The sequence below is a fragment of the Planotetraspora kaengkrachanensis genome (assembly GCF_016862895.1).
Lineage (GTDB): Bacteria > Actinomycetota > Actinomycetes > Streptosporangiales > Streptosporangiaceae > Planotetraspora > Planotetraspora kaengkrachanensis.
The window spans coordinates 82,553-90,695 of record NZ_BONV01000050.1 but is presented as its reverse complement, the minus strand read 5'-3'; the positions used below and the strand labels follow the sequence as shown (position 1 = coordinate 90,695).

The following is an 8,143-nucleotide window of genomic DNA, read 5'->3' as shown; positions in this document are numbered from 1 at the left end:
TGCCTAACGATCCATTGTCCGGATTTAATACCGCGAAAGGGTGGTACCGGCAACGGGCGCTGCTCCGGCGGCGGTCGCCGGGACGCCGGCTCCGGTCGCGCAGGTCGCGCAGGTCGCTCAGGGGCCGGGAAAGCGTAAGCGCCCCGCCGCGATCGCGGCGGGGCGCTCGGCCGGCTCGGCCCGGCGGTCAGCCCTTGTAGTTGAACACCTGGTGGAGCGTGTGGCGGATCTCGACCAGGTCCTTCTGGTCCGCCATCACCCGGTCGATCGGCTTGTAGGCCTCCGGGTGCTCGTCGACCAGGGCCGCGGCCCGGCCGGCGTTCCACGTACGGCCGCGCATCGCCTCCGTCAGCGACGTCGCCGTCAGCTCGCGCTTGGCCCGGCCGCGGGACATCCTGCGGCCCGCGCCGTGCGAGCACGAGTTGTACGACGCCGCGCTGCCGCGCCCGCGCACGATGTACGACTGCGTCCCCATCGAGCCGGGGATGACGCCCTCGTCACCGGTGTCGGCCTTGATGGCCCCCTTGCGGGTGATCCACAGCCGCTTGCCGTCGTGCTCCTCCTGCTGGGTGAAGTTGTGGTGGCAGTTGATCGTGCGGACGCGCGCGCCCTTGCCGGTTACCTGGAAGAGCGCGTTGCTGAGCACCGTGTCCATCCGGGCACGCGAGGCCATGGCGTAACGCTGTGACCAGAGCATGTCCTCGATGTAGGCGGTGAACTCCGGCGTGTTCTGCACGAAGTACGCGAGGTCCGGATCCTCCAGCCCGATGGCCTGGCGCTTCATCGACTTCTTGGCGTCGGCGATGTGCCGGGTGGCGAGCTGGTTGCCGATCCCGCGCGAACCCGAGTGCAGCACGGTCCAGACCCGGTCGCGTTCGTCGAGGCAGACCTCGACGAAGTGGTTGCCGGATCCGAGCGTGCCGAACTGGACCGACACGGTCTTGTCCTGCTTGGGCGTCAGGTCGCTGTGCGGACGCCCGAGCTCGCCCAGGGCACGATCAACGGAACGGTCCTCGTGGCCCTTCCCCACGCCGGCCGGAATCCGCCGTTCCACCAGCGGCATCAGGGCGTCGAGCGTCTCCGGCAGGTCGGCGGCGGTCAGCGTCGTCTCGGTCGCGATCATTCCGCAGCCGATGTCCACGCCGACGGCGGCGGGGATGATCGCTCCCTCGGTGGGGATCACGGATCCGACCGTCGCCCCGATTCCGACGTGCGCGTCGGGCATGAGCGCCACGTGGCCCGAGACGAAGGGCAGCCGTGCGGTCCGCGCCGCCTGCTGGATGGCGCCGTCGTCGATCTCGCTGGCCCACGACAGGAGGTTGGGCGCGACCTCGCTAGGCATGATGATCTCCTCTGTTCGTGGTCCAGTTTGCACACGTAACAGGTGAGTTCCCACTGATTTTCCGGGGGCGGGGCCCTGATGGAGGCGATTCCCGATGGGAGCGGTCCGACGCCCTGTCGGCGGATATTCTGGATGAAACGGTGACGCGCGGTGGTTGACGGGAACAAAGCGTGATCAAGCCGGGTTGTCGCCAGGAAGACGCCGGGCCTTTAGGCTTGGATCTTCTCTCGCCATGGAGGTCCCCTCGTGCTGGTTGACTCTTTCGGTCGGACGGCGACTGATCTTCGGGTCTCGCTGACCGACCGGTGCAACCTGCGGTGCACCTACTGCATGCCGCCCGAGGGCCTCGACTGGCTTCCCAAGCCCGAGCTCCTGACCGCGGACGAGATCATCAGGCTGGTGCGCATCGGGGTGGAACGCCTCGGCATCACCGAGGTCCGCTTCACCGGCGGCGAGCCGCTCCTGCGGCGGGAACTGGTGGAGATCGTCACCGCGTCCGCCGCCCTGAACCCGCGCCCCCAGCTCTCCGTCACGACCAACGGCATCGGCCTGGCACGCCTCGCCGGTCCGCTCGCCGACGCCGGGCTCGACCGCGTGAACGTCTCGCTCGACACCCTCGACCGCGACACGTTCGTACGGCTCTCGCACCGCGACCGGCTCTCCGACGTCCTGGCCGGGCTGGCCGCGGCCGACGCGGCGGGGCTCAGGCCGGTGAAGGTCAACGCTGTCCTCATGCGCGGCGTCAACGAGGACGAGGCGGTGCCCCTGCTGCGCTACTGCCTCGATCAGGGATACGAGCTCCGTTTTATCGAGCAGATGCCCCTCGACGCCCAGCACGGCTGGCAGCGCGAGAACATGATCACCGCCGACGAGATCCTCGGCGCGCTCAAGGGCGCCTTCGACCTCACGGAGGACGACCCGCGCGAGCGCGGCAGCGCTCCGGCCGAGCTGTTCCTGGTCGACGGTGGTCCCCGGCGCGTGGGAGTGATCGGCTCGGTCACCCGGCCGTTCTGCGGGGCCTGCGACCGCGTCCGGATCACCGCCGACGGCCAGGTCCGCAACTGCCTTTTCGCCACCGAGGAATCGGATCTGCGCACCGCCCTGCGCGCGGGCGCGAGCGACGACGATCTCGTCGAGCGCTGGAGGGCCGCGGTCCGCGGGAAGAAGGCCGGGCACGGCATCGACGATCCCACGTTCCTGCAGCCGTCCCGGCCCATGTCCGCCATCGGCGGCTGACGCGGTCCGGCGAGACGTGATGAGCACGGCGCCGCAGAGCCCGGGCACGCGTGGCGGCTCCCTCCCATACGACGCGGTGCCGTACGACGCCGTCATCCTGGCCGGCGGACGGGCCGAACGCCTGGGCGGGCTGGACAAGCCCGGCGTCATCGTCGCCGGACGCCCGCTGATCGAGCATGTCGCCTCCGCCGTCTCCGGGGCCGCCCGTCTGGTCGTCGTGGGTCCCGCGCGCGACCTCACACGTGCGCCCGAGCCGCCGGCGGGGGAGCCGGCGGGTGAGCGCGGTGCGCCACGCGGGGAACCCGCCGCGCCCGCCACCGTGGTATTCACCAGTGAGGATCCGCCGGGAGGCGGCCCGGTCCCCGCCCTGCGCGCGGGGCTCGCGGAAGTGCGCGCACCATGGCTGGCGCTGCTCGCCGCCGACCTGCCCTTCCTCACCGCCGACCATGTCGCCGCCCTGTTCCGCGCCGCGCGCGCGGCGGACGCGACGGCGGCTGCGGGAGCCGTTCTCGTCGACGACGGAGAAAGGGAGCAGTGGCTCACCGGCGTGTGGCGGACCGGCGTCCTCGCCGACGCGCTGGACGGGTACGAAGGACGGTCGCTGCACCGGCTGCTGGGACCGCTCGGACCGGTGCGCGTTCGCCTGCCCGCCGCGGAGGACGGCCGGGCGCCGTGGTTCGATTGCGACACCATCGACGATCTCGGCGCCGCGCGCGAACGAGCACGCGGTGCGTAGAGAGCGCGAAACGCCATAACGGTTACGACGACAGTCACGAACGAGGAGTGCGCATGAACGTGCTTGAGGAGTGGACCGCGCTGGTCTGCAGGGAACTCGGCATCGACCCGTCCCGGGTGGACAGGAACGCCGTGCTCGACCTGACGAGGGACGTGGCGCACGGCGTCGCGCGGCCGGCCGCCCCGCTCACGGCGTATCTGGTCGGGCTCGCGCAGGGGGCGGGGACCGCGCCCGACGACGTCGTCGCACGGTTGTCAAGCCTCGCGCGCGACTGGGAGAAGACGGCCGGGGAAACATCCGGCGACGCCTGACGAACGCGTAGCAGAAGTCGGCGCGAAATGGCCTGAATACAGAAAGGGCGACGCCGGGTGGTTACGGGGGCAAACCACCCGGCGCCGCTTTCATCGGCGTTCCGACGGGGGCCCGGAACGCCGGCACCAGCGCTCCGACGGGGGACCAGAGCGCTTGGTTATGACTCTACACCTCTGACCCATGGGTTGCGTCAAGACTTTGTCACGACCCGATCTCGCGTCGATGGCGTGGTATCTCGTTTTGGTTAGATTCCGTCATGTCCGGGGGTGGAATGACGTCCTGACCTCGTTGATTGGCCCCGACAACGGCAAGGTATGGCAAAAGGACGGCGCCCGCCACGAGGAGTGCCTTCACGGGCCACGGAGCCGGTACGGCGACGGCGAGGATGAGGCAGACGAGCCGGATGCCCATCTTGATCAGATAGCTGATCTCGCGGCGCCTGATGTCGTCGGACAGGGAGGGCTGGGCGTCCGTCACGCTGTGCACGACGGGGGCGCCTCTGAGCCTGCGCCATGGGTTCACATTTCCACGGTAGACCCAGCCGGGCTCGGGCACGTCGCCGCAGTGGCGATACGATCGCGCCCAGACGAGAGGCGAGGAGAGCATGCGATGACGGACCGTACGTACCGGGTGACGGAGATCGTCGGCACCTCGACGGAGAGCGTCGACCAGGCCGTCCGCAACGGCGTCCGCCGGGCCGCGCAGACCCTCCGCCACCTCGACTGGTTCGAGGTGACCGAGGTGCGCGGGCAGATCGAGGACGGCGAGGTCGCCCACTTCCAGGTCGGCATGAAGGTCGGCTTCCGCCTGGAGGACGCCGGGTAGGCGCGGCCGGGGTCGCCGGCCGCGCCCGCGCCGTCAGTTCGCCTGGCTCACCGTCGACATGTTGAAGTCGGGCACGCGCATCGCCGGCATCACCGTGCGGGTGAAGTAGTCGTTCCACTCGCGGGGCAGGGTCTGTGCGCTCGCGCCGACCTCGGTCACCCGCCCGAGCAGGTCCACCGGCGACTCGTTGAACCGGAAGTTGTTGACCTCGCCGACGACCTCCCCGTTCTCCACCAGGTAGACGCCGTCTCTGGTCAGGCCGGTCAGCAGCAGCGTCTGCGGGTCGACCTCGCGGATGTACCACAGGCAGGTGAGCAGCAGCCCTCGCTCCGTCGAGGCGACCATCTCCTCCAGCGAGCGGCCGCCCTCGGGGCCGGTCATGATGAGGTTGTCGATCTGCGGGGTCGCCGCCAGGCCGGTCAGCTCGGCCGAGTGCCGGGTCTGGAGCAGGTTCCGCAGCGTGCCGTCCGCGATCCAGTCCGTCGCGCCGAGCCGCACTCCGTTGTCGAAGACCGACTGCTCACGGCTGGAGGCGTGCGCGATGACGAACGGCGAGCACTCGATGCCCGGATACGCCGGGTCGCTGTAGAGCCGCACCGGCACTGGCGACAACCGTTCGCCGACGCGGGTGCCGCCGCCGGTCCTGGAGAAGACCGTCCGGCCGTCGGCCGCGTCGCGCGCGCCGGCCGTCCAGTACAGATAGATCATCAGGTCGGCCACGGCCGTCGGCGGCAGGATCGTCTCGTACCGTCCGGCCTCGAGGTCGACGCGCCGCTTGGACCATTCGAGCCGCTGGGCGAGGCTCGCGTCGAGCGCCGCGACGTCGACGTCGACGAAGTCGCGGGTGGCCACGCCCGTCCACGCGGACCTGGACATGTCCGCGGACTTGGCGTTGAGCTCGAGCCGTCCCGTCGGCTGGTCGTGCCGCAGCCGGAGGCCGGTCGACGAGCCCACGAACGTCGAGGTCATGATGTGCTCCGCGAAGCCGTACAGCTTGCGGCCCGAGGCCTCCGCGGACGCGAACGACTCGCCGAGCGCGGGAGCGAAGTCACGGAAGACGTCGATGGAGGTCGGCTCGACCTCGCGGTCCCAGCCGTCCATGGCCGTGCCCTCGGCCAGCGGGCGGGCGTCGTCCGACGGCTGCGCGTCCCTGGCGGCGGCGTCCGCCGCCGCGACGACCTCGGCGAGCTGGTCGGGCCGCACGGCGGCACGGGACACGACGCCGACGCCCTGCCCGGACACGGAGATGACGGTCAGCTGCGACGACCTGGCGACCCCGTTGGTGGTCAGCGTGTTGCCCGCGAAGCGCAGGTTGGCGGTGGACCCCTCGTCCACGATCACGATGCAGTCGTCGGCCTCGCTCAGCGCGAGCGCCCGCTCGACCGTCTCCTGTGGCGTGCTCATCACTTTCCACCTTCCTGGACGGTGTTGAGGATCCGCACCCCGCGGAACAGGGCCGACGGCGCGCCGTGGCTGACCGGCGCCACCTGCCCCGGCTGGCCCTTGCCGCAGTTGAAGGCGCCCCCGAGGACATAGGTCTGCCGGCCGCCCACGGCCTCCATCGAGCGCCAGAAGTCGGTCGTCGTCGCCTGATAGGCGACGTCGCGCAGCTGCCCGGCCAGCCGCCCGTTCTCGATCTTGTAGAACCTCTGACCGGTGAACTGGAAGTTGTACCGCTGCATGTCGATGGACCAGCTCTTGTCGCCCAGGATGTAGATGCCGCGCTCGACCCGGGAGATGAGCTCGTCGGTCGACGGCCCGTCCTCCGCCGGCCGCAGCGACACGTTGGCCATCCGCTGGATCGGCACGTGACCGGGGGAGTCGGCGAACGCGCACCCGTTGGACCGGCCGAAGCCCTTCATCAGCGCCATGCGCCGGTCGAGTTGGTAGCCGACGAGCGTGCCGTCGCTGACGATGTCGAACGACTGGCCGGCGACGCCCTCGTCGTCCCATCCGACCGTGGCCAGGCCGTGCTCGGCCGTGCGGTCGCCGGTGACGTTCATGACGGGGGAGCCGTAGTGCAGGGCGCCCAGCTTGTCGAAGGTCGCGAAGGAGGTTCCCGCGTAGGCCGCCTCGTAGCCGAGGGCCCGGTCGAGCTCGGTCGCGTGCCCGATCGACTCGTGGATGGTCAGCCACAGGTTCGACGGGTGGACGACCAGGTCGTAGGCGCCCGCGTCGACCGACGGCGCCTTCAGCTTCTCCGCCAGCAGGTCGGGGATCTCCGCGATCTCGGCGGGGAAGTCCCAGCCGGTGCCGGTGAGGTATTCGTAGCCCCGGCCGACCGGCGGCGCGAGCGTCCGCATGTCGTCGAACCGGTCGCCGTCGGTCTTCATCGCGGTCAGCACCGGGTGGACCCTGACCCGCTGCTGCGTCGTGACGGTGCCCGCCGTGTCGGCGTAGAACTTCTGCTCCTTGACCTGCATGAGCGAGGCCGACACGTGGTCGACCGCGCCGAGCATGTTCGAGGACCACTCGCTCAGCAGCGCGACCTTGTCGCGGAGCGGCACGTCGAAGGGGTCGACGTCGTAGGCCGACACCCAGGTCACGTCGGAGTACACCGGCTCGGGAGAAAGCTCGACCGGCTCCCGGTTGATCGGCGCGCTCACGGCGGCCACCCTGACGGCCTCCTCGGCGGCGCGGGCCGCGGCCTCGGGCGTCAGCTCGATCCCCGACGCGAACCCCCAGGTCCCGTCCTTGATCACTCGTACGGCGAAGCCGAGGTCGTCGGCGTCCATGGACCCTTCCAGGCCGGCGTCGAACAGCCGCAGCGTCTCGGCGCGGACCCGTTCCAGTCGGAAGGCCGCGTGCTCGACGCCCAGGTCACGGGCGCGTTGGAGAGCCGCGTCCGCCAGGCGCCGAAGCGGCAGGGCGAGAAAATCGGGATCGATCTGGCGCATGTCCACGATCCTAACCCTGTGATCTTGTGCCTAGCGGACAAGTGGTTTACCGCCGGGTAGCCGATAGCGTCGGTCGCATGGCTCGCTCTGTACTCGTGACCGGTGGAAATCGTGGAATCGGCCTTGCGATCGCTCGTGAACTGGCCGCGGCCGGAGACGCGGTGGCCGTAACCTACCGCTCGGGAGAGCCGCCGGAGGGCCTGTTCGGGGTCCGGTGCGACGTGACCAGCTCCGAGGACGTGGACGCGGCCTTCGCGAAGGCCGAGGCCGAGCACGGCCCGGTCGAGGTCGTCGTCGCCAACGCGGGCATCACCAAGGACACCCTGCTGCCGATGATGAAGGAAGAGACCTTCACCGACGTCATCGACACCAACCTCACCGGCGCCTACCGCGTCGCGAAGAGGGCCGTCCGCCCCATGCTCCGGATGCGCCGCGGGCGGATCATCCTCGTCTCCTCGGTCGTCGCCCTCCTCGGATCGGCCGGCCAGACCAACTACGCGGCCTCCAAGGCCGGCCTGGTCGGATTCGGCCGCTCGCTCGCCCGCGAGCTGGGCTCCCGTGGCATTACGGTGAACGTCGTGGCGCCGGGCTTCGTGGAGACGGACATGACCGCCGTGCTCGACGACGCCCAGCAGGAGGCGATCCGCAAGAGCATCCCGCTCGGCCGTCAGGCGAAGGTCGAGGAAGTGGCCCGCGTGGTCAGGTTCCTGGCCGGCGAGGACGCGTCGTACATCACGGGAGCGGTCATCCCCGTGGACGGCGGCCTGGGCATGGGCCACTGAGCCGCGCATCCGC

At 70.3% G+C, this 8,143-nt stretch carries 9 protein-coding genes; 5 read left to right on the top strand and 4 right to left on the bottom strand.

The window, feature by feature from the left end; all coding sequences use genetic code 11:
• Positions 1 to 187: 187 nt before the first annotated feature.
• The gene (locus Pka01_RS37025) at positions 188 to 1,342 is read right to left on the bottom strand and encodes an RtcB family protein (RefSeq protein WP_203887660.1); all 1,155 of its coding nucleotides are present in this window, start codon (positions 1,340 to 1,342) and stop codon (positions 188 to 190) included.
• A gap of 246 nt (positions 1,343 to 1,588) precedes the next feature.
• Between Pka01_RS37025 and moaA the strand changes: the two genes are divergently transcribed.
• Genes moaA through Pka01_RS37010 form a run of 3 tightly spaced genes read left to right on the top strand, consistent with a single transcriptional unit; the run spans position 1,589 to position 3,625 of the window.
• A complete protein-coding gene (gene moaA / locus Pka01_RS37020) occupies positions 1,589 to 2,578 on the top strand; it encodes a GTP 3',8-cyclase MoaA (protein ID WP_203887659.1) in 990 nt (329 codons plus the stop codon).
• Positions 2,579 to 2,597: 19 nt separating this feature from the next.
• Positions 2,598 to 3,314: a molybdenum cofactor guanylyltransferase gene (gene mobA / locus Pka01_RS37015; RefSeq protein WP_203887658.1), complete on the top strand. Its 717-nt coding sequence runs from the start codon at positions 2,598 to 2,600 to the stop codon at positions 3,312 to 3,314.
• A 53-nt stretch (positions 3,315 to 3,367) separates the two neighbouring features.
• Complete coding sequence (locus Pka01_RS37010; RefSeq protein WP_203887657.1) at positions 3,368 to 3,625, top strand: DUF6457 domain-containing protein; 258 nt, start codon at positions 3,368 to 3,370, stop codon at positions 3,623 to 3,625.
• 202 nt (positions 3,626 to 3,827) lie between these two features.
• Here the strand turns inward: Pka01_RS37010 and Pka01_RS37005 are convergent, their stop codons facing one another.
• A complete protein-coding gene (locus Pka01_RS37005) occupies positions 3,828 to 4,112 on the bottom strand; it encodes a DUF3099 domain-containing protein (RefSeq protein ID WP_239116012.1) in 285 nt (94 codons plus the stop codon).
• A gap of 123 nt (positions 4,113 to 4,235) precedes the next feature.
• Between Pka01_RS37005 and Pka01_RS37000 the strand changes: the two genes are divergently transcribed.
• A complete protein-coding gene (locus Pka01_RS37000; protein WP_203887655.1) occupies positions 4,236 to 4,451 on the top strand; it encodes a dodecin in 216 nt (71 codons plus the stop codon).
• 33 nt (positions 4,452 to 4,484) lie between these two features.
• Here the strand turns inward: Pka01_RS37000 and Pka01_RS36995 are convergent, their stop codons facing one another.
• Both Pka01_RS36995 and Pka01_RS36990 read right to left on the bottom strand, forming a co-directional pair.
• A complete protein-coding gene (locus Pka01_RS36995; RefSeq protein ID WP_203887654.1) occupies positions 4,485 to 5,855 on the bottom strand; it encodes a metallopeptidase TldD-related protein in 1,371 nt (456 codons plus the stop codon).
• Complete coding sequence (locus Pka01_RS36990) at positions 5,855 to 7,348, bottom strand: TldD/PmbA family protein (RefSeq protein ID WP_203887653.1); 1,494 nt, start codon at positions 7,346 to 7,348, stop codon at positions 5,855 to 5,857. Before Pka01_RS36990 ends, Pka01_RS36995 begins: the two co-directional genes overlap by 1 nt.
• Positions 7,349 to 7,425: 77 nt before the next feature.
• On the opposite strand from Pka01_RS36990, the gene Pka01_RS36985 reads away from it, so the two are divergent.
• Complete coding sequence (locus tag Pka01_RS36985; RefSeq protein WP_203887652.1) at positions 7,426 to 8,130, top strand: beta-ketoacyl-ACP reductase; 705 nt, start codon at positions 7,426 to 7,428, stop codon at positions 8,128 to 8,130.
• The last annotated feature ends 13 nt before the right edge of the window (positions 8,131 to 8,143 follow it).